Below are 20,679 nucleotides of genomic sequence, written 5' to 3'. Positions count from 1 at the left end.
GGGAACAGCTGCGCGGGACGAAGGCGGGATCGGGGTAGCGCGGCGCGGGAGGTGAGTCGATGAGGGTTGGGGTTACCGGAGTGAGTGGGTTCTGTGGGGCGGCGGTGGCTCGGGCGGCGGACATGCGCGGCTGGGCGGTCGTGGGGCTGGGACGCCGGCCGGGTCCGGTCGGTGAGCACCGGCGCTGGGACGCCGCCCGGGAGGAGCCGGACCTGCGGGAGGTGGACGCGGTCGTGCACCTGGCCGCGGTGGTCGGCGACCCGGGGCCGGCGGACGAGGTGTTCCGGGCGGTCAACGTCGACGGGACGGCCCGGGTCATGGCCGCCGCCGGTGGCCGGCCGGTGGTCCATGTGAGCAGCGCCAGTGTCTACGCGCCGGGGCCGTACGCGGGCCCGGTGCGCGAGGACCATCCGACCGGCGGGCAGCGGTCCGCGTACGGCCGTAGTAAAGCCGCCGCCGAACGCGCGGCCGCCGGCGCCGTCATTCTCCGGCCGCGGGCGGTCTACGGGCCGGGCGACCCGCACCTGCTCCCGCGTCTCCGGCGGTCCGTCCGATTCGGCCGCGCCTGGCTGCCGGGGCCGGACGTGCCGCTCAGCCTGACCAGCGTCGACCTGCTGGCCTCGGCCTGCCTGGACGCGATCGCCGGCGCCTGGCCTCCGGGGCCCTACAACATCGCCGACCCGGCCACCTACCGGCGCGACCAGGCGGTTCGGGATGCCCTGGGGGTTCCCGTCCGGCACGTGCCGGTCGCGGCCTTCCGCGCCCTCGCGTCCGGGCCGAACCCCCTGGTCACCAGGTACGCCGTCGATCAGCTGACCGACGGCATGGTCCTGGACACCGCGAAGGCGCGGAACGCTACAGCGTAGGGATGGGGTGAGACCGGAACACCGTGGCCGAATGTGTGCCGTCTCCGCTGCGGCGGACCACCACCGCGTCGACCGAGAAGACGTAATGGGTCTTGGGGGAGAGTTTGGGGATGATGGCGTCCATCTGGCCGCACGGGGTTCGCGGCTTCACCACCGTGTAGCCGATGTCGCGCTGTTCGCCGACGACGAGGTCCTGGCTGATCGCGTACAGCCGGAACTCCAGCAGGTTCTCGCCGCCGACGTTGTACCAGCTCAGCTTGGCTGTGGTGGTGGACGGCGTCACGTCCACGCCGGCGATGCGGGAGAAGTTGAACATGTTCGGCGAGCAGGTCGGCGTGGGGGTGGCGTACCCGGCTCCGCCTCCGCCGCTGAGCGGGAGGAAGCCGAACGACACCGAGGGCGACGGGGTTCCGCCGGATGTCGGGGTGGGCGAGGGCGTGGCCTTGCCCTGGGCCGAGACGATCCAGCTCTTGCCGCCGCCGGCCGAACCGGACGATGCCGACGACGAACCGGACGAGGAAGACGAGGAGGACGAGAACGCGCCGCAACCGGACAGGAGCAGCGCGGGCACGGCGAGTGCCGCCAGCGGGTACGCGCTCCTCTTCTTCACGAACTACCTGATCGGACCGGATCGACGACGGTTTAGGCCTCGCCGGGGTGCGGGACGGGCGCGGCGGTCAGGGCGTCGTGGCTGTAGTAGTCGCCCGTACGCCGGGCCAGGTCTTTGGTCGCGGCCGAGTTGGCCCACGTGCCGAGGATGACCGCCGCGCCGGGAACGATCTTGGCGAAGACGCGCTTGGCGGCGCGGATACCGGCCATCTGGGCCAGTTTGACGCCGAGGCGCAGCATCACGCCGCTCAGTGGGCGTTCGGCGGCGCCGGCGAAGAGGCGGGCGGCCCGTTCGCGGCCGGCGGCGACGCCGAGGGCCAGGCGGGCGGTCTCGGCCACCTTGTGCACCTTCTGCAGCACCAGCAGGTCGGTGGCCCGGTCGGGGTGGCTGGGGTCGGCGCCGTACGCGGCCGCCATGTGCAGGACCATTCGGGCCTGCGTCCAGGCCAGCACCCCGACGTCGACGACCGCGCCGGGCAGGCCGGTGGCCCCGGAGACGGCGCCGGAGATGCGGGCGTGGGTGGTGAAACGACGGGCCGCCAGCTGAGCCAGCGCGTCGGGGGTGATGCCGGGGTGGCTGTCGCGTTGCCGGTCGGCCCAGCGTTCCGCCTCGGGGCCGAGGCGGCGGACGGCCTCCAGGGCGAGGTGTTCGGGGGCGTACTGCGGATCGGCCTTCATCCGCTCCCACAGCGAGCCGGGGGGCGTGGCAGCGGCTTGATCGTCACCATCAGGTTCGGTCACCAGATCATCACTCCGAGGGGAAGAGGGATCTTTCAACCATTGTGCCGTGCGGATGCACGTGCACACGAATACGTCCCACCGCGAACGCTCATACCGGTGGCGTCGGGACCGATAGTTCGGACATGGCGGGAGATGGACGGCGCGTACGACCACTGCGCCCTACCCCCCTGCTCGTGGCCATGTCGGGCCTGCTCGTGCTGGCGTCGGCGCTGTTCCTGGTGACCGCCACCGTGCCCGCTGTGCCACCGTGGCTGAACTGGCTACCCATCGCGGCCAGCTCGGTCGTGCTGACCCGGGCCGCCTGGCGTACCTCGAAGCTGGCCGGCCGGGACCCGCTCGCCCGCCGGCTGTGGCAGGACCTGACGCTGGTGGCCCTGCTCGTACTGGCCGGCATCGTGGGTGATTTCCGCCACGCTCTGGCCGATCCGAGCTTCGACGGCGTGAGTCACGACCTGCCGACGGCGATCATCTACGGGCTGTCCATCCTGTCGCTAATCTGGATGCTGATCCGGCTGCCGACCGGACAGCGCCGCGAGATCAACCACACCGCCCGGTTCGCCCTGGACGCCGCCACGGTCGGCATCACCACCGGCATCATCGCCTGGTTCGCGCTGGTCCAGTCGTACGGCAGCGTCGCGGCGGCCGGCCCGGACGTCGTACCCATGCTGGTCCTGGCCGCGCTCGGCCTGTGCGGCTCGCTCGCCTTCGTCAAGATCTCCATGATCGGCATGGGCGGCCTCGACGGGGTCATCACCCGGCTGCTCGCCCTGGCCGCGGCCCTGGGCGCGGCCGGCGGCGGCCTGACCCCGCTGCTCGTCGACCTGCGGCCGGGCCTGAGCAGCTCACACGTGACGGTCTGCGCCACCATGCTCTGCGCCGCGTTCGCCGCCGACCGGCAGCGCCGGATCACCGGCGTACGCCCGGTGGTGCGGCCGCGCCGGCGCAGCAGCCTCGTCCCGTACGTCGCCGTCGCCGCCACCGACGGCCTGCTGCTCTGGGTCGGCGCCACCACCGGCGGCATGTTCCTGATCATCGCCATCGCCGCCGTGCTGCTGACCGCGCTGGTCGCCCTGCGCCAGGTGCACGCCCTGCTGGAGAACGACCGGCTGCTGCGCCGGGTCGACGCCGGCCAGGCCCAGCTCGCCCACCGGGCCAGCCACGACCACCTCACCGACCTGGCCAACCGCACCCTGTTCGAGCAGCGCACCCGCGAGGCGCTACTCCGCTCGGGCAGCCGGGCGATGAGCCTCGCCCTGATCGACCTGGACGACTTCAAGGCGATCAACGACCGTCTGGGGCACGCTGTCGGGGACGCGTTGCTGGTGGTGGTGGCCGCGCGGCTCAAGGAGTGTGTACGCGGTGACGACCTGGTCGCCCGCCTCGGCGGCGACGAGTTCGGCCTGATCCTGGACGGCCTGCGCGGCGACGAGGCGACCGAGGTGCTGGACCGGATCACCGAGGCGTTGCGCCGCCCGGTCCACGCGCTCGGCTACGACCTGCTGGTCAGCGCCAGCGTGGGCCTGGCCGAGGGCTGGGCCGACGCCGCCCCGCAGGAGCTGCTGCGCCGGGCCGACCTGGCCATGTACGCGGCCAAGGAGGGCGGCAAGGGCCGGCACGCGGTCTACGACGCCGAACTGGAGAAGCACCAGGCGGCCGACGCCGAGCTCGGCGCCGCCCTGCGCCAGGCCCTCGACAACGGCGAGTTCACGCTGGTCTACCAGCCGATCGTGCGGCTCCCCGACGGCCACTGGACCGGCATGGAGACGCTGATCCGCTGGCACCGCCCGGACCGCGGCTTCGTCGGCCCGGACACGTTCATCCCGATCGCCGAGCGCACCGGGCTGATCGTGCCGCTGGGCGACTGGATCCTGCGGACGGCGCTGCGTCAGGCGGCCGAGTGGGACCGGTTGTACGGCGACGCCGCCCCGCGCGAGATCGGCATCAACGTGTCGGCCCGCCAGCTGCGGGAACCGGGCTTCGCCAACGACGTGAAGGAGGCGCTGGCCGAGACCGGGTTCGATCCGGAGCGGGTGGTGGTGGAGGTCACCGAGACCGCGGTGTTCGACGGTGGTGTGGCCCTGGACACGCTGCAGAACCTGGTCGGGCTCGGGGTCAAGGTGGCGCTGGACGACTTCGGCACCGGTCACTCGTCGCTGGGCCTGCTGCGTACCTGCCCGGTCGACACGCTGAAAGTGGACAAATCGTTCGTCGACGGCATCGGCGGACGCTCCGAGGAGGCGGTCATCGCCACCGCCATGATCCAGATCACCAATGGGCTGCACCTGCAGGCCGTGGCCGAGGGTGTGGAGACCGCCGAGCAGGCCGAAACGCTGTACCGGCTGGGCTATCGCTTCGCGCAGGGCTACCACTTCAGCCGCCCGCTGTCCCCCGCTCAGGTCGCGCACAGCCTGGAACAGGCCTCGGTAGCTGCCTGAAATCCGACCCCTGTGTGCTGGGGCGTGCGAATCGGTGCTGGAATGTTCCGTACACCGGCGTTGTTCTCGCCTGGTGTCTCGCGCGCGCCAGCCGCGGGCGCAGCCGACCGAGGAGGATGGCCGAGGTGCTCGACCCCCGCGAGCTTTACGAGCTGACCGGCGACGTGCCGACGCTGGAGTCGCCGATCCTGATCCAGGCGCTGACCGGGTTCGTCGACGCGGGCAGCGCGATCCAACTCTCCCGCGAGCACCTGCTGGAGAAGCTGGAGTCCCGGGTGCTCGCCCGGTTCGACGTGGACCAGCTGCTCGACTACCGCTCCCGCCGCCCCCCGATGGTCTTCGTCGAGGACCACTGGGAGAGCTACGAGGAACCGTCGCTGGCCCTGCACCTGATGCACGACGAGATCGGAACCGCGTTCCTGATGCTCGCCGGCCCCGAACCCGACGTGCAGTGGGAACGCTTCATCGCATCGGTGACCGGCCTGATCGATCAGTTCGGCGTACGCCTGACCGTGGGTCTCAATGCCATCCCCATGGCCGTGCCGCACACCCGGCCGGTCAGCGTCACCGCCCACGCGACCGATCGCGAACTGCTCGGCGACCGGGAGTCCTGGCTGCAGAGGGTGCAGGTGCCGGCCAGCGTCGGCAACCTGCTCGAATACCGGCTCGGACAGAACGGGCACGACGCGATGGGGTACGCCGCCCACGTGCCGCACTACCTGGCCCAGACCACCTATCCCGCCGCGTCCGAGCTGCTCCTCGACTCGGTGTCGGCGAGCACCGGCCTGGCCCTGCCGACCGGCGCGCTGCGCGAGGCGGCGGCCGCGGTCCGCGAGGAGGTCGACACCCAGGTCGCCGACGACGAGCAGGCCACCCGGCTGGTGCAGTCGCTCGAGCAGCAGTACGACGCGTTCCTCCGCGGCCGCGAGGGCAACCTGCTGGCCGGCAACACCGGCAACCTGCCGACCGCCGACGAGCTGGGCGCCGAGCTGGAGCGTTTCCTGGCCGAGCAGTCGAAGGACACCGAGAACTGAACCGTCCTTGATCGACATTGGCATACTCCGGCCGATGGACCCCTTTCGCGACGAGGCGCGCGCCCGCGACATTCCCGACGCCGAGATCGAGCGGTGGCTGACCACGGCTCGTAGGTGCGCGACCCTCGATCCGAACGACGCTCACGCGTCCGGTCCGCTCGCCGGCCGCCTCGGCGGACCGCCCCCGCTGCCCGACGGCACGCCCGCGCCCCGCTGGCCGATGCTCGCCGTCGTCAACTTGGCTGCGATCCCGGCCGACGCCACCGACCTGCCGCTCCCCCCGGACGGCACGCTGCTCTTCTTCGCCGACACCGAGGACCCCGGCGACAGCGACGACTGGCACGACGTGATCCACGTACCGGCCGGCACCCCCACCTCCGCCCAGGGCTCCGAACTACGCCCGGCCGAGGACCTCCGCCTCAAGATCGAACCGTCGCTCCCCAACCGCGGCGACGACACCGAGGACTTCCCCCACGGGCACGAGCTCGGCCGCGTCTGGTGGGACACCCACAGCAAGATGTACGACGGCGGTGCGCTGCAGCTCGGCGGCTATCCCTGGGTCTGGAACTGGAACCCCGTGACCGACCACGACCACGCCCCCGCCGACGAATGGACCCTGCTCGCCTCCTTCAGCGACCGCCGTTTCCTGGTCGGCGACGAACTCGGCGTGATCCACTGGGCCATCCGCCGCGCCGACCTGGCCGCCCGCCGCTTCGACCGGGCCGAGGCCTACTTCGACTCATACTGACCGCCCCCCTGCTTCCGCCTCTCAAGTGCCCCGGCCCAGCCGCCCCTCGCGACCAGCCGGACCCAGACACCCACCGGGGTGGGGGCAGCGACGGCGCACGCGCTTCGGTCAGGTGTAGAGGGGGCGGGACGTCCTGGTCACAGCAGCCGCCGACGAAACGGTGGAAGCCGACGCCGACGGGGCGACGTAGCGGAAGGTCAGCGTGTTGCTGAGGCCGCCGGAAGTGCGGACCTGGATGTCCACGGTGCCGGCGGAGCGGCGTACCAGCGTGATGTTGATCTGGGTGTCGGAGACGCGTTTGAAGCTGACCCGCTTGCCGGCCGCGGTCACGATCGAGGCGCCGGTGAGGTAGCGGCCGGTCAGCACCGCCGCCGTGTTGGAGGTGGTGGGGCCGGTCGCGGGGCTGATCGCGGTCAGGGTGGGTGCGATCGAGGTCTTGTAGCTGAACGTCTTGCCCATGCTGACGCCGCCGGGGCTGGTCACGACGACCGGCACCGAGGCGGCCCGGCCGAGGGCCGGCGCGACGAAGGTCAGCTTGGTCGACGAGACGCGGGTGAACGTGGTGGCCCGGCCTCCGATCGAGATGCGGGTGGTGCCGGTGAAGCCGGTGCCGGTGACGGTGACCGTGGTGGTCGACGCGGCCAGGCCCTGTGCGGGGCTCAGTGCGCCGATCACGGGCTTGCCGGGGGTGACCGACGTCCAGGTGGCGGGCGCGCTGGTGCCGCCGCCGGTGGTGATGGTCAGGCTGGACGAGCCGGCCGCGCGCGGTTTGACGAACACCTTCAGGGTGGTCGCGTTGACCATCGTGTAGCTGCATACCGTGCCGCTGAGCAGCACCTTCGAGACGTTGCCGAGGTTGGTGCCGGTGACCACGACCGTGGTGGTGGCGTTGGTCAGGCCCGAGTTGGGCGACAGGCCGGTGATCGTGGGGACGCTCGGGGCCACGTACGTGAACGTCGTGCCGGAGTTCCCGGTCGGCGTGATCACCCGGATGTCGGCCGAGCCGGCCGCGCGGGCGGGCAGGTTGACGCGGATCTGGGTGCTGGACACCTTGGCGAACGGCACCGAGTCGCCGTCGACGGTGACGGCGGTGGCGTTGTCGAGGTTGCTGCCGGTGATGGTGATCTGGGTGGTGGTGTTGGCGCGTCCGGTGGCCGGTGCGATGCCTGTGACGATGGGCGCGGCCGGCGTCACGTACGCGAATCTTGCGGCCGCGCTGGTTTTGCCGGCCGCGTTGGTGACTGTGACGTTGAGGTTGCCGGCGGTGTGGGACGGTGTGACGAAGGTCAGCGAGCCGTCCGTGACGTCGGACGGGGTGACCGTGTCGGTGCCGATGGTGACGCTGGTCGCCGATTCGAGGTCGGTGCCGGTCAGCGTGACCCTGGTGCCGCCCTGAGTGGTGCCGGCGTTCGGGTTCAGGCCGTTGATCACCGGCGCGGGCATGGGGTACGCGAAATCGTCCGCACCGGTGTCCGGGCTGGTGCCGGCCGGGTTGGTCACGGCCACCTGCACCGATCCGCCGGCGTGGGCGGGTGCGGTGGCGACGAGCCGGGTCACGCCGTTGGTCACCGTCCGGGTGAACGAGGCGCTGGTGCCGCCGAAGGTGACCTTGGTCGCCTTGGCCAGCCCGCTGCCGATGATCGTGACCGAGGCGCCGGCGCTGCCTTTGGCCACCGAGAGCTGGGTGACCTGCGGCGCGGGGGTGATCGAGGTGTCCGGGCCGCTGATCCCGCTGACCGTGTACGCGGCGGTCATCACCTGTTGCACGAAGGCCCAGGAGACCTTGGCGTCGCCGTTGTTGCCCCAGCCCGTACCCCACTGGTTGCGCAGGATGACGCCCTCGCTGTCGTAGCCGAACGCGGTGACCATGTGCCCGCCCAGGCTGGTGCCGCTGAGCGTGTTGTAGACGGTGTGCTGGCCCAGGTCCATGAAGTCGCGGTAGACCGGGAAGCCGACCGCCACCGGCGTGTTGCCGGCCAGCGCCTGCATGATCACGGTCTTGGCGTTGACGCCCTGGTTGGGGCCGCTGAACAGGCGCGTGTAGCCGGTGATCTTGTAGTTGGTGGCCGTGCTGATCTGCGCGGCGGTCGGTGCCACCTTGTAGTTGGTGGTGCCCTGGAAGTAGTCGTCCTGCGCGTCGACGCCGTACGCCTGCAGGTTGGCCAGGACCGAGTCCGGGTTGGTGCCCGAACTGGGGGCGCCGCCCGCGGCCACGTTGCGCATGTAGAGGTAGAGCGGCGCGTACGGGGCGTCGTTGGTTCCGGTGCGGTTGGCGTAGTAACCCATGATGCTGCGGCTCAGCGTCCAGGCCACGCAGGCGCCGATCGAGCCCTGGTCGCCCACGGCCGGCGCGTACGAGCGCAGGTCGACGCTGGCCGGCAGCTGGTCGTAGGCGCCGGCGCCGAGGCTGCCGGGGCGGGCGTTGAGCCGGGTCGGCGGGGCGACGTAGCCACCCATGTGCGACTCGTCCTCGCTGATCACGGCCTCAGCGGCCAGCGGGGCGCCGTCGGCCATGGCGTCGAAGGACGGCTCGTCCCCGGGAGAGTCGGCCCGGGCCGGCGCGGCGAAGCCGAACACGGCGAGTACGAGGATCGCCAGGATCCCCGCACGGTCGCGTATCGCCCGTCGCATGCCGCTCCCCACAAGCTCAAGCCAGTCGGTCTGTCAGACCGCACGATCGGCCGGGGCCGGGTCGGCTTGAGCGTGACGACCGGTCGGTCCGATCACAGCTCCTGGGCATTACTGCCATTTCGGGGCGGATCCGGTGGTACTTGTCGGAATATGAGGGCATGCCTCTGTTCCGCTCGCAATCCAGCGACAACCAGAACGCTCCCCGGTCGGTTCCTCGCGACGTGGAGAGCCTGGAGAAGCTGATCGCCGACCTGGGTCGCGCCACCGACGAGAAGTCCGCCTGGAAGATCACCGTCGACAGCACGGCGGAGGCGCACGGCTTCGCGTACGGCGCCTGCTGGTTGCCCGGTCCGGACAATCAACTGCAGCTGGTGTACGAGAAGGGCAAGATCGCCGCGGACGTGCACGCCGCGTCCGGTGGCACCGGCACCCTGCCCGCCGACGCCGGGCTGGTCGGCCGGGCGTTCCGCAGCGGCCGGCCGGTCTATGTGGGCGCGATGGACCAGTGCGGGGACTGCAAGCGCTGCCAGGCGGCGGGCCGGGCCGGGATGTCGGCGGCGATCGTCACCCCGGTGATCCGGGACGGGCGGTCGATCGCGGTGCTCGAGTACTACTCGCCGGAGCCGCTCTACATCGACGGGCCGCGTACCGAGAAGTGGGCCTCCATCGCCCGGATCGCCGAGCAGGCCCGATGGAACGCGCTGGCCTCGGCCGAGCTGCGCCAGGTGGCCGACGACCGCTTGGCGGTGACCAGCGTGGTGACGGCGCTGGGCGAGGCGACGGACAGCCAGTCGGCGCTGCGGATGGCGCTGGATTCGGTGCGGACGGCGTTCGACTGGGCCTACGGGTCGTACTGGGAGATCGACGAGTCGACCAACGTGCTGCGGTTCCAGCAGGAGTCGGGCTCGGCCGGTGAGGAGTTCCGCAAGGTGACCCTGGCGGCCACCTTCGCCGAGGGTGTCGGTCTTTCCGGCCGGGCCTGGCGGGCCCGGGACCTGGTCTTCGTGCGGGACCTGGCCGAACTGACCGACTGCGTGCGTGGTCCGGCGGCGATGCGGGCGGGCGTACGGTCGGGCGTCTGCTTCCCGATCCTCAGCCACGGTCGCATCATCGGCACGATGGACTTCTTCACCACCGAGTTCATCGAGCTGTCCGAGTCCCGCGCGTCGGCCCTGCGCAACGTGCAGCAGTTGGTGTCGCAGCGGCTGGACATCGTGCGGGCCGGCGAGACGGCGTCATCGAACGCGCGGGACCTGCTGGACACGGTGTCCCGGCTGCGGGCCGCGTCGGACGACGCCACCCGGGTGGCCGAGGAGGCGGTGAGCAAGGCGTCGGCGATGACCAACGAGGTGGAGGCGCTGGGCCAGGCGTCGTCGGCGATCGGCGACGTCATCAAGATCATTTCCTCGATCGCCGACCAGACCAACCTGCTCGCGCTGAACGCCACCATCGAGGCGGCCCGGGCCGGCGAGGTCGGCCGGGGCTTCGCGGTGGTCGCCGGCGAGGTCAAGGACCTGGCCCGGGAGACGGCCGAGGCCACCCAGAAGGTCGCCGAGCAGATCACCGGGATCCAGAACAGCGCGCGTACGGTCAGCTCCGGCATCCACACCACCAGCGAGACGATCGGGCAGATGGACGCGGTCCAGGCCCGCATCAACGAGGTGCTCGAGGAGCAGGCCAAGATGGCGTCGGCCCTCCAGACATAGATCAACAGCGTGTGCCCGGGTGACCACCAGCGGGTTAGTAAATGTCGTACCCGTCGATTAGTATGTGTGTACTAAAACCGCTACTGACCTGCGGGGGAAGATCACACATGACGTCGACTGTCACCCTTCCGGCTGCCCCGATCCCGCCCTACGCCACGATGCTCGGTTTCACCCGTTACGTCGCCCGGACCGGCCCGGCCAAGGCCACCTTCGTCGGCGGTCTGCGACGCCAGCGCGAGCGGCGGTCCGGCTTCAACCCGCACGGCCAGCTGGTCAAAGCACTCAAGGCCGACATCGCGTTCCGCACCGGCGGGAGCTATCTCGCTGAGGTGCCCAACCTGGTCAAACCCCGATGGAAGCCGCTGTACGAGGCGGTCAGCGCCGGCGCCGCCCATTACCTCGCCTCGCTCGGTGACCCCGAGCAGGTCGGCCTGGCCCAGACCCGCGAGGCCCTGGCGTCGGTCGGCCCCCTCGCAGTCAAGATCAACCCCCACTTCGGCCTACGGTACGCGGACAGCAGCCGCGAGGCGGTCCGGCTGCACTTCGACGAGGACCCGCCCAGCGCCGAGGTGATCACCGCGACGTTGCACCTGATGGCCCGGCACATGGACCAGATCCTGCCCAACGCGTCGCCGGTCCTGGTCGACGTGCGGCGCGGGGTCAGCCACCGGCTCGATCCGGCGAGCAAGCCGGCCGACGTCGAGCGCTGGCTCGCGGGCGAAGCGGCGGCCTTCACCGCCATGTGGGCAGCCTGACCAGCCGACACCGACCGCCGGCTCGCGGGCAAAGCGGCAGCCTTCACCACCATGCGGGCAGCCCGGCCGACCTTGAGCGCCAGCCCGCAGGCAAAGCAGCAGCCCTCCACCACCATGCGGGCAGCGTGACCGGCCAACCTTCAGCGCCAGCCCGCAGGCAAAGCAGCAGCCTCCACCACCATGCGGGCAGCCTGAGTTGTCCGATCGGCCAGGAAAAAGATGGGTTTCGTGTCGGGAACTCCTTAGGTGCAGCGCGGTTGCGACGATGTCTTCCGGTGTAAGCGGGGGACGACGTCGGGGGGCGTTCGGTTATGAAGGCAGTTCTCAAGGTCGCGGGTAGTACTGCTCTTGCGGTGTTCGGGATGGCGGCGGGTGCGTTGTTCGCGCCGGCCGCCGCCTCGGCCGCCACGCCGGCGCTGCCCAGCCTGGTCGCGTACGTTCGCGGCGGGGATGTGTACGTGAGCAAGGGCGCCGCCGAGACCCGGCTGACCAAGGACGGCGGCTACACCCGTCCGCGCTGGTCGCCCGACGGCAAGCAGCTGGCGTACCTCAAGGGCGGTCAGCTGTGGACGATGAAGGCCGACGGCACCGCCAAGCGCCGGCTCACCACCCGCGCCGCGTCCGGCCCGTCCTACTCGCCCGACGGCAAGTGGATCGCCTTCGCGTCACTGTCCTGCTCGGGCGGTCCGGGCGTCTACCGCGTCTCCGCCACGGCCACCAACGCCCAGCCCGAGGTGCTTTTCCCCGGCGACTGCCGCGGCGAGGCCCTGCCCGCGTCGCCGACGCCGGCCGCCGCCGCGAGCGGTGACCTGAACGCCCGGCTCCGCACCGACGACGCGGTCGCCTGGTCGCCCGACGGCACCCGGATCGCCTTCCGCGGCGGCAACTGCGAGTCCGTCTACGACAATTGCCTGACCGTCGGCACCGTGGCCACCGGCGGCGAGCGCACGATCGCCGCGTTCGGCGGTGGCAGCCTCCAAAACAGCGGTTTCGCGGTGCTCCCGAACTGGCGGTCCGACGGCGCCAAGCTGGCCTTCACCGCCTACCAGGAGGGCGAGACGGCGGCCGAGAGCGCCCCCGTGCACGTGGTCGAATTGGACACCATCTCCGGCGCCAAGCGCACAGTCGGCGCCACCTTGGACCGCGAGATGGCCTACGTCGACGCAACCCGCGCCGTGGCCACCGGCCAGTACAACGGCGGCTCGTACGTGATGGTGGTCGCCCTGTCCGGCAACTCCCGCACCGCGTTCCACGCCGGCTCCCAGCCCAGCGTCCAGCCCACCCGCTAACCCGCAACCCGACGCGCCCCTCCTCACCCCTTGAGGAGGGGCGCACCGCGTCACCGACCCTCCAGCCCCACCGCGCCGCCGCCCACCGCACCGCCAGCGCGCCCGCCGCATCGCCGCCCTTTGCCGCCGCATCGCCGCCGCATCACCGCCCGGAGCCAACCCAATCGCCGCCCGGAGCCCACCGCACCGCCGCCCGGAGCCCACCCCACCGCCGCCCAGAGCCCACCCCATCACCGCCCGGAGCCCACTGCACCGCCGCCCGTTGCCCGCCGCACTGCCGACAAGCCAGCGCCCACCGCACCGCCGGCCGCCGCACCGTCAGCACCCCCGGCCCCGCCGCATCGCGCGACGCCCGAGGGATCGGCGCGCAGAGCCTTCCATGCGCAGTAGGTCCCTTCCGCGAAAGTGCCCACGCGCAAAATGCGTCCGCGCGAAACGAGTAAGGGGCTCCGGCGCGAGGAATCGCCTCAGATCCGGCGCGCGAAGGCCCGCGCTGGCCCGCGCGTCGTTCGGCGCGTTTGCCCGCCGCGCCTCCCGGCACGCGGGTGTCGCTGCATCACCCAGCGCGCGGGGGGGGTCCGGCGCACAAGACTGCCCACGCAACAAAGTGCGCGCGCGCAAAAATGCCCGCGCGCACGGGTCAGGAGGGCATGGGGTCAGGCGCGCGAGGGACCGCCTCGGTGTCCGGGGGCCAGGGCGCGCCGTATCGTTTGTCGGGCGATGGATGATGCTGGTGAGCGAAGGGCCGTGCGGACGTTTCATCCGCGGCGTGGGCGGATGAGTAAGCGGCACGCCGAGGCGCTGGCCGCGTTGTGGCCGAAGTATGGGCTGACCGTGGTTGACGGGGACCGGACGGCGGTGGATCTGGACGAGTTGTTCGGGCGGGTCGCGCCTCGGGTGCTGGAGATCGGCTTCGGCATGGGGGACGTCACCGCCGCCATGGCCGCGGCTGATCCGGGGCGGGACTACCTCGCCGTCGAGGTGCACACGCCGGGGATCGGCAATCTGCTCGCTCTCGTCGGTGACGGCGGCCTGACCAACGTGCGGGTCGCCCACGGTGACGCGATGGAGCTGGTGCACCGCATCGCGCCGGGGCGGCTGGACGCGATTCACGTGTTCTTCCCGGATCCGTGGCCCAAGGCGCGGCATCACAAGCGGCGGCTGATCCAACCGGGGAACGTGGTGCTGCTGCGGCAGCTGTTGCGGGTCGGCGGGGTGCTGCACTGTGCCACCGACTGGCCCGAGTACGCCGAGGCCATGGTCGCCACGCTCGACTCCGACAGCGGCCTGGTGCGGGACGAACAGCAGGCCCAGGACACGGAACAGGCCCAGGACACGGAACAAGCCCAGGACACGGAACAAGCCCGGCACACGGAACAGGCGCAGGACACGGAACAAGCGCAGGACGACGGGCCGGTGCAGGGCAAAAAGCCGCCGGAGGACGACCGGCCGGTGCGGGACAAGAGGCCGGCGCAGGACAATGGGCCGGTGCGGGACGACGGCCCGAGGCGGGATGACGAGGCCGCGGGGCGGCCCGAGACCAAGTTCGAGAAGCGGGGCGTACGCGCGGGACGGCCGATCGCCGATCTCGTGTACCGACGTGTCTGATGCATTTGCCGGATGGCAAGAACTTGCCGTTTTCCCCGCTTTAGTCTGAGGGCGGAGGTCGGTCCATGCGGCGAGACGACACCGCCCCGGCTGCGGAGCGGAACCCGGGCGGCGGGTCGGCCCTGGTCCTGAGCCTCGCCGGGCTCGACGGCCGGGGCCGGGCCGAGTGGTCACCGATCGCGTTGAGTCCGGGGGCCGCCGATCAGATCGCCGAACTCGTGGCCCGCGCCGCCCGCGCGCCGACGGGGCTCATCTATTTCCTCGACGACACCGGGGAGCGGCTGGTGCTGGCCGGCGCCCACGGGCAGCCGGGAGTGCGGGAGAACGCCGCCGAAACGCCGCTCGCCGGCAGCCTCGGCGAACCCATCGTCGGCACGGGGCAGCCGCTCGTCGTCGAGGACATCGCCACCGATGCGCGGATCGACGGGGACTCGCGGCTGCGGCGGAACGGGACGCGCGGGGCGTTCCTCGGTCATCCGGTGTGCGACGTGGACGGCACCGTCACCGGGATCTGCTGCGCGTACGACACCGCCCCGCGGCTGTGGACCAGCGAGCAGGTCGCCGCCGTGGCCGCCGCCGCACAGGTCAGCACCCTGCTGATCGCCGAGCAGCGGGCCCGCTGGGAGGTCGACCGGCAGCGCCGGTTCCTCGACGGGGTGCTCGACTCGTTGCACGACGGCGTCACCGCCTGCGACGCCGACGGCAACGTGGTGCTGGTCAACGCCCGGATGCGGGCGATGTGGGACGAGGCGACACCCAGCGGCGCGCCGGACGGCCTGACCGACGTGGACGGCAAGCCGATCGGGCGCGAGGACATCAGCCTGTTCCGGGCGCTGCGCGGCGAGCATCTGCGCGACCACGAGCTGGTGCTGCGCCGCAAGGGCCGCCGGACGCGCCGCTACCTGGTCGACGCGCGGCCGATCGCCGGGCCGGACGGGCGGCCCAGCGGGGCGGTGCAGGCCGTGCAGGACGTCACCCGGCGCCGCCGGGCCGAACGGTTCCGCACCTGCGAGCTGGCCGTGACGACGGCGCTGGCCGAGGCGGGCACGATCGAGGCGGCGGGGCCGCGGGTGCTGGAGGCCGTGGTCAGCACGCTGGACTGGGCGCACGCCGAGCTGTGGTTGGTCGACGCCACCGCCGGCGTGCTGCGGGCGGCGGCGGCGTGGAACCGGCCGGGCTGGACCGCCGACATCAAGGTGCCCGAGGAGATGCGCTTCGGCGAAGGGTTGTCGGGCCGGGTGTGGCAGGTCGGCAAGCCGCTCTGGATCCGTGACGTGGGCCGGCCGCAGAGCCTCATCTCGCCGACCACGGCCGCCACGTCCGACCTGCACGCGGCGCTGGCTCTGCCCGTACGCCACGGATTGGAGCCTTTGGGGGTTCTGACGGTCTTCGCGGAAAGCGTGGAGGACCCCGAGGACGAGGTCATGGCCCTGCTGTCCGGCGTCACGGCGATGGTGGCGCAGTTCGTCGACCGGCAGCTCGTCGAGGACCTGCAGCGGCAGCTGACCCGAAGCAAGAACGAATACCTGGCCCTGATCGGGCACGAGTTGCGTACACCGCTCACGTCGATCAGCGCGTACACCGAGATCCTCCGCGAGATCGACCCGGCCGCGCTCGCCGCCGACGGCCCGGCCCTGCTCGATGTGGTCGACCGCAACACCACCCGGCTGCGGCACATCATCGACGAGCTGCTGGAACTCTCCGCCCTGGACACGGGGCACGCGGCGATGACCATGGCGCCGGTCGACCTGGCCGACGTGGTGCGCGAGGCGGTCGAGCGGACCCGGGACGTGATCGACGGTGCGCCGCTGTCGCTGGCCGCCGAGCTGCCGGACGGGCTGGTACTGCCCGGCGACCGGCGGCGGCTCAAGCAGGTCATCGACAACCTGCTGGGCAACGCGGTGAAGTACAGCCCGGACGGCGGCAAGATCACGGTGCGGCTCCGGCCGGTGGGGCGGGCGGCCGAGCTGTCGGTGTCGGACACCGGGATCGGCATCGGGCCGGAGGAACGGGACCGGCTGTTCACCCGGCTCCACCGCGCGAGCGTGGTGCGGGACAAGGCGATTCCGGGAACGGGACTGGGGCTGGCGCTGAGCCGTGCGGTCGTCCAGCGGCACCACGGGACGATCGAGCTGGCCGACCATGAGGGGCCCGGCACGACCGTACGCGTCAGATTGCCTCTCGACGCCCGCTGAATTCTATGGTCGAGATAGGGTATGACCAGGTGGACGCCCGGTCCTCCGTTCTACGCCTCCCCGCGTGACGCCGCTTCGGCGCCCGCCGAGAAACTCGCGTACGTGGCCTCTGTTTCTGCTCTTTCGCGGGCGGTTTTGCGCTTGACCCTCGACCTGGTTGAGGCGGCAGGCTTCTCGCATGTCCGACCTCGACACATTGCGACCGATCCTCCGCGCCGCCTGGGGTGCCGACACCTGCGACCCGCACGACCTGCCCGACTGGCATCCCGGCAACCCCGCACGCGGCCAGTGCGGGGTGACCGCGCTGGTGATCCAAGACCTGCTCGGCGGCGACCTGATCCTCGGCACGGTCCTGGCCGGCGGCGTGCGGGTCGGCCACCACTATTGGAACCGTCTCCCCGACGGCCGCGAGGTCGACCTGACCGCCGACCAGTTCCATCCGGACGAGACGGTCACCGGCGGCGAGGTGCAGCAGCGTCCGCCGGGCACGCCGGTCCGCCGCTGCCGTTCGCAATACGAACTGTTAAGCAGTCGCGTCCGGGATGCCTGCCGTAACAGCCTGGTCGCGTGACACCGCTGACAATCAGCAAGGGCGACGCGACCAGCCAGCAGGCCAAGGGGCCGAAGACCATCGCCCACGTCTCCAACGACGTCGGCGGCTGGGGCAAGGGACCCGCCTCCGAGGGCGGGCCGGAACCCGGGCCGGTGATCAGCCGCACCGGCCCGGGTTGGGTTCAGCGGGGGAACTCGACCGCCGCGGCGCCGCTGCCACGGCGGGACGGTTCGGCCGAGGCGATCACGCGACCGTTGCGGCCGAACTCGATTGCCGTGGCGGCGCCCAGTTCGGGGACGTCGGGGCCGAAGGTGTGGCCGAGGGCCTCCAGTTCGGGACCGTACTGGGTGTGGAACGCCGGTTCGGCCTGGATGCCGGGGGTGTTGCGCTGGGAGGCACGCGGTGCGGCCATCGCCTCCGGCAGGGTCATGCCCAGGTCGATGCGGTTGACCAGGACCTGCAGGACCGTGGTGATGATGGTCGCGCCGCCGGGGGAGCCCGCGGCCAGGTACGGCTTTCCGTCCTTGAGGATGATGGTGGGCGACATCGAGCTGCGCGGGCGCTTGTTGGGGCCGGGCAGGTTCGGGTCGGGGGCGTCGCCCTGCGTACCGGTGAAGTTGAAGTCGGTCAGCTCGTTGTTGAGCAGGAAGCCACGCCCGGGGACGACGATGCCACTGCCGCCGGTCTGTTCGATGGTCAGCGTGTACTCGACGACGTTGCCCCACTTGTCGGCGACGGTCAGGTTGGTGGTGCTCTGGCCCTCCTCGACCTTGCCTCCGGCCTTGGCGGGGGTGCAGCCGGACGCGGTCAGGTCGCCCGGCGGGACCGGCTTGGTCAGGGCGTGGGCCGGATCGATCTGGCAGGCTCGCTGCCGGGCCCAGCCGTCCGAGATGAGGCGGTCCAGCTTCCACTGCGGGGTGTTGTCGCCGACGTAACGGTTGCGGTCGGCAAAGGACAGCGCGCTCGCCTCGAGGTATTGGTGCAGGGCCTGGACGCGGGATGCCGAGGACAGGTCGGTGCGCTCCAGGATGTTCAGGGCTTCGCCGACCGCGACCCCGCCACTAGACGGGGTGGTCATGCCGTAGACGGTCAGGCCGCGGTAGTCCGACCGGGTCGGCGCGGGGTAGCGGAGGCGGTACCCGGAGAGGTCGGACAGCCGCAGGTCGGCGCCGCGGATGGGGTACGCCCACGAGCCGATCGGTGACGATGACACCGGCGGGTGCTGGACCGTCCGCACGATGTCGCGGCCGACGGGGCCGTTGTAGAGGACGCCGGTGCCCTTGCGGGCGATCAAGCGGTAGGTCGCCGCCAGGTCGGGGTTGCGCAGCGTCGAGCCGACCGTGGGCGGGGCGCCGCCGGGCAGGTAGATGTCGCTGGACGAGTCGAACTGCCCGAACACCGCCTGGTTGTCGATCACCTGCTGGCGGAACGTCGGGTCGACCGGGAACCCGTTCTCGGCGACCCTCGCGGCCGGCTGCAGCAGCTGGCTGAGCGGCTTCGTGCCCCACTTGCGGGCGGCCGAGTCCCAGGTGGCGAGCGTGCCGGGCGTGCCGACGGAGAGGCCGCTGACCCGGGCCTCCTGGAAGTCGTAGGGTTTGCCGTCGGCCGGGTCGATGAACCAGTCCCGGGTCATCGACGCGGGACCGGACTCGCGGCCGTCGATCGTCTGCACCCGGTGCGTGGCCGCGTTGTAGTAGACGAAGAACCCACCACCCCCGATCCCGGCCGAGAATGGCTCGGTCACGCCGAGCGTGGCCGCCGCGGCGACGGCGGCGTCGACCGCGTTGCCGCCTTTGCGCAGGACGTCGATGCCGACCGCGGTGGCGGTCGGATCCACGGTGGCGACCGCGCCGCCGTAGCCGCGGGCGGTCGGGCTGGAATCAGTGGGAGCGGCCTGGGCCGGCGCGGCGCCGGGAGCGGCCACCACGAGGCCGAGAGCAGCTGCGCCGAGAAGTCGGAACCGCATCGTTCCTCCGCAGAAGGGAAATTGATGGGTGTGCGAACTCCTGCCTACCCGTGATCAGGCGGTCGCACAACTGGAAGGGTCAGCCAACCCCGGACGGCGGCGGCAACACGCCGGGGCAGGCGGCTCCGGGCGCGGGCCGGGTGAGCGAGATCAGGTAGCGGTCGATCAGGCCGGTGACGCAGGTGGTACGCCCGTACGACACGTGTCCCCAGCCGAGGTAGGTGACCATCGACGCGTTCGGGCCCAGTTGCGCGGCGACCCGGGTGGCCCAGATGTACGGGGTGGCCGGGTCGTGGCGTGACCCGACCACCAGCGTCGGCACCGGTGTGCGGGCGAACGGGCGCTGCGGGTTGGCGATCGGACCGGATCGGCCCAGGCAGGCGGCCACCGACGACAGGGCCAGCGACGACGCCCGCATGTCGGGCGCCGAGGCGCGCAGGGTGGCGAGGCGGCGCGCGTATGAGGCGTACCCCATGGTCGGGAATCGGTAGTCGGAGCAGAAGATGGCCGGGAAGCTGTTCTCCGCGGTCGGCGGGCCGGCCGCTCGGCGCGCCGGCGGGCCGGTCAGGGCCTCCTGGATGTAGTAGGCGAGGGAGGACCACTGCGGGTCATAGAATGAGCCGAACGCCACGTCGAGCAGGTCGAAGACGTTGGGCCGGAAGCCCGGCCGGTACGGGTCGACCAGGGTGCCGGCCGCCGCCCGGGCCAGCAGCGCCTGCCACAGCACCCGGACGTTCTTTCCATGCAGGACACAGTCGGGCGACCGGCCGCACCAGCCGGCGAACTGCGCGAAGGCGTCCTGGGCGGCCGCCGTGCCTTCGGCCAGGAACTGCGCGGTGTCCACGCTGTGGTCCATCACACTGTCCAGCACCAGCGCGCGGGTCCGGCGCGGGTACAGCGCGGCGTACTGGGTGCCGAGCAGTGTCCCGTACGAGGCGCCGTAGAAGCTGATCCGCTCCTCCCCCAGCGCGTGCCGCAGGCGGTCCATGTCGCGCACCACGCTGAGCGTGTCGGCGTGCCGATAGACGGGGCCGCTGCGCCGGGCACAGTCCTCGGTCAGCGCGCGATGAAAACCGAGCAGCTTCCGGTACGCCGATTTGGTCGCGACCAGCGGCGACGGCGTGGTGTCGAGCAGGGACCGGGCGCAGATCACGGGGCTGCTGCGCCCGACGCCGCGCGGGTCGAAGCCGACGATGTCGAATCGCGCGCGCAGGGCCGCGCTGAAGAACCGGGGCGCGTCGATGACCATGTCGACGCCGCTGCCGCCGGGGCCGCCGGGGTTGACGATCAGGGTCCCGATGCGCTGGGCGGGCTGGGTGGCCGGGCGTTTGGCCACGGCGATCGGCAGCGTTTCGGCGTACCCGTCGCCGTCGGTTTCGACCGGCACTCTCAGAACGGCGCAGCGGGCGGAGGGGTCGTCCGCGCAGGGCTGCCAATCGAGGACCGTGCTCGCCGCGACGGCTGCCGGGGCGGGCAGCAGAAGCACGACGAGCAGGGCCACGAGAATGGGCCGGGTGGTTCGCACCCGGCCCATCCTGCGTCA

Annotated in this window: 15 protein-coding genes; 10 read left to right on the top strand and 5 right to left on the bottom strand. The window is 71.7% G+C overall.

Going from position 1 to position 20,679, the window contains the following annotated elements:
- The first annotated feature begins 59 nt into the window (after window positions 1-59).
- Entirely contained in the window at window positions 60-866 is an 807-nt protein-coding gene (locus ACGFIO_RS41520; protein WP_392836083.1) for an NAD-dependent epimerase/dehydratase family protein, read from the top strand.
- Here the strand turns inward: ACGFIO_RS41520 and ACGFIO_RS41515 are convergent.
- Together ACGFIO_RS41515 and ACGFIO_RS41510 are read right to left on the bottom strand one after the other, a co-directional pair.
- The gene (locus tag ACGFIO_RS41515; protein WP_392836080.1) at window positions 856-1,476 is read right to left on the bottom strand and encodes a hypothetical protein; all 621 of its coding nucleotides are present in this window, start codon (window positions 1,474-1,476) and stop codon (window positions 856-858) included. The genes ACGFIO_RS41520 and ACGFIO_RS41515 overlap by 11 nt on opposite strands.
- Before the next feature lie 32 nt (window positions 1,477-1,508).
- On the bottom strand, window positions 1,509-2,216 hold the full coding sequence (locus ACGFIO_RS41510) for an EcsC family protein (protein WP_392836077.1): 708 nt from the start codon (window positions 2,214-2,216) through the stop codon (window positions 1,509-1,511).
- A 122-nt stretch (window positions 2,217-2,338) separates the two neighbouring features.
- Between ACGFIO_RS41510 and ACGFIO_RS41505 the strand changes: the two genes are divergently transcribed.
- From ACGFIO_RS41505 to ACGFIO_RS41495, 3 genes are all read left to right on the top strand, one after another.
- Window positions 2,339-4,651: a putative bifunctional diguanylate cyclase/phosphodiesterase gene (locus tag ACGFIO_RS41505; RefSeq protein WP_392836074.1), complete on the top strand. Its 2,313-nt coding sequence runs from the start codon at window positions 2,339-2,341 to the stop codon at window positions 4,649-4,651.
- A 125-nt stretch (window positions 4,652-4,776) separates the two neighbouring features.
- Window positions 4,777-5,685, top strand: a complete 909-nt coding sequence (locus ACGFIO_RS41500) for a proteasome assembly chaperone family protein (protein ID WP_392836132.1) — start codon at window positions 4,777-4,779, stop codon at window positions 5,683-5,685.
- 34 nt (window positions 5,686-5,719) lie between these two features.
- Entirely contained in the window at window positions 5,720-6,433 is a 714-nt protein-coding gene (locus tag ACGFIO_RS41495; RefSeq protein ID WP_392836072.1) for a DUF1963 domain-containing protein, read from the top strand.
- Between the two features lie 108 nt (window positions 6,434-6,541).
- Here ACGFIO_RS41495 and ACGFIO_RS41490 read toward each other — a convergent pair whose 3' ends face one another.
- On the bottom strand, window positions 6,542-9,064 hold the full coding sequence (locus ACGFIO_RS41490; RefSeq protein WP_392836070.1) for an IPT/TIG domain-containing protein: 2,523 nt from the start codon (window positions 9,062-9,064) through the stop codon (window positions 6,542-6,544).
- 158 nt (window positions 9,065-9,222) lie between these two features.
- Between ACGFIO_RS41490 and ACGFIO_RS41485 the strand changes: the two genes are divergently transcribed.
- The 6 genes from ACGFIO_RS41485 (at window position 9,223) to ACGFIO_RS41460 (ending at window position 17,188) form a co-directional block, all read left to right on the top strand.
- Window positions 9,223-10,770 (top strand): methyl-accepting chemotaxis protein, encoded by a 1,548-nt coding sequence (locus ACGFIO_RS41485; protein ID WP_392836067.1) that lies wholly within the window; start codon window positions 9,223-9,225, stop codon window positions 10,768-10,770.
- Between the two features lie 107 nt (window positions 10,771-10,877).
- Window positions 10,878-11,525 carry a hypothetical protein gene (locus ACGFIO_RS41480; RefSeq protein ID WP_392836064.1) on the top strand — a complete coding sequence of 216 codons (648 nt, stop codon included), beginning with the start codon at window positions 10,878-10,880 and terminating at the stop codon, window positions 11,523-11,525.
- Window positions 11,526-11,836: 311 nt separating this feature from the next.
- Window positions 11,837-12,814: a hypothetical protein gene (locus ACGFIO_RS41475; RefSeq protein ID WP_392836061.1), complete on the top strand. Its 978-nt coding sequence runs from the start codon at window positions 11,837-11,839 to the stop codon at window positions 12,812-12,814.
- 720 nt (window positions 12,815-13,534) lie between these two features.
- Entirely contained in the window at window positions 13,535-14,422 is an 888-nt protein-coding gene (trmB, locus tag ACGFIO_RS41470; protein WP_392836058.1) for a tRNA (guanosine(46)-N7)-methyltransferase TrmB, read from the top strand.
- 65 nt (window positions 14,423-14,487) lie between these two features.
- Entirely contained in the window at window positions 14,488-16,617 is a 2,130-nt protein-coding gene (locus tag ACGFIO_RS41465) for an ATP-binding protein (RefSeq protein WP_392836056.1), read from the top strand.
- Between the two features lie 178 nt (window positions 16,618-16,795).
- Window positions 16,796-17,188 (top strand): hypothetical protein, encoded by a 393-nt coding sequence (locus ACGFIO_RS41460; RefSeq protein ID WP_392836054.1) that lies wholly within the window; start codon window positions 16,796-16,798, stop codon window positions 17,186-17,188.
- Window positions 17,189-17,351: 163 nt separating this feature from the next.
- On the opposite strand, the gene ggt is transcribed toward ACGFIO_RS41460, so the two are convergent.
- On the bottom strand, window positions 17,352-19,136 hold the full coding sequence (ggt, locus tag ACGFIO_RS41455; protein WP_392836051.1) for a gamma-glutamyltransferase: 1,785 nt from the start codon (window positions 19,134-19,136) through the stop codon (window positions 17,352-17,354).
- A 79-nt stretch (window positions 19,137-19,215) separates the two neighbouring features.
- Complete coding sequence (locus ACGFIO_RS41450) at window positions 19,216-20,670, bottom strand: alpha/beta hydrolase (RefSeq protein WP_392836048.1); 1,455 nt, start codon at window positions 20,668-20,670, stop codon at window positions 19,216-19,218.
- Window positions 20,671-20,679 lie beyond the last annotated feature (9 nt).

Origin of the sequence: Actinoplanes sp. NPDC049265 (genome assembly GCF_043197135.1) — a bacterium.
Lineage (GTDB): Bacteria > Actinomycetota > Actinomycetes > Mycobacteriales > Micromonosporaceae > Actinoplanes.
This window is presented reverse-complemented; position numbering and strand designations above follow the sequence as displayed.